General features: G+C 64.2%; 1 protein-coding gene. It reads right to left on the minus strand.

Annotation, left to right across the window (positions count from 1 at the left end):
* Nucleotides 1-1,043, minus strand: a 1,043-nt coding sequence (gene istA / locus INT21_RS08595) for an IS21 family transposase (RefSeq protein ID WP_193085072.1), incomplete at both ends; no start/stop codon positions are given.

Here is a 1,043-nt window from a genome sequence, read left to right on the forward strand (position 1 = left end):
CAGGCAGGCGCGGTAACCATGTTCCGGATGAGGCCGATCCTTGAGCTGCTTCTGCACCACGCCCAGCGTGCCGGGGCCGATGTCATTGGCCCAGTTCAGGAACCGTCCCGGTGACCAGTTCTGATGGGCCTGGTGCGATTTGGGCATGTGTTCAGTCAGGGTGACGAAGCGGCCCTTACCATGACGAGGGTGTAGCGCCACTCGCTGCCCTTTGTGCATGACCTCCACGGAGGTGTCGGTCACCCGAACGTCCAGCTTCACCCCCACCAGGGCGTGGGGCACGCTGTATAGCCGCTTCTCGATCTCGATGTGATAGTCGATACCCGGCCGTGCCTTACGCCACTCGGCGTAGGTGTAGGGCGTGGCGGGGAGTGGTCGTAGTGCCGGTCGGTCGAGGGCATCGAACAGGCTTTGACGACTCTCTGTCCGTCCTTGGAACGGGCGCTGGTTCAGCGCTGGTAACAACGCGGCGATGGCGGCGTTCAACTCGGCCAGAGAGAAGAACGTCTGGTGCCGTAACCGGGCCAGGATCCAGCGCTCGACCAACAGCACGGCGGCTTCAGCCTTTGCCTTGTCCTTGGGCTTGTAGGGACGCGCGGGCAGCACCGCCGTCTGATAGTGAGCAGCCAGTTCAGCGTAGGTCTCGTTGATCTTCGGGGTGTAACGGTCCGCCTTGGTGACCGCTGCCTTGAGGTTGTCCGGAACCAGCAGTGCCGGCACCCCGCCGAAGAACGTCAGCATCCGTTGGTGGGAGGCGATCCAGTCCGGCAGGCTCTGGCTCCTGGTGGCCTCGGCGAAGGTGTAGCTGGAGGCGCCAAGCACGGCGACAAAGACCTGGGCCTGACGCATCTCTCCGGTGCTCCGGTCCACCACCGGCACGGTCGGTCCGCAGTAATCGATAAAGACCTTCTCGCCGGCCCGGTGAACCTGGCGCATGCTGCGCCGTTGCCGCCCCCGCCAGAGCCGGTAGTGGTGGCAGAATTGGCTGTAGCGGTAGGCCTTGTCGCCGTGGCGTTCCGTGTACTCGGCCCAGAGCAGTTGCA

The organism is Halomonas sp. 3F2F (assembly GCF_014897805.1).
GTDB lineage: Bacteria > Pseudomonadota > Gammaproteobacteria > Pseudomonadales > Halomonadaceae > Vreelandella.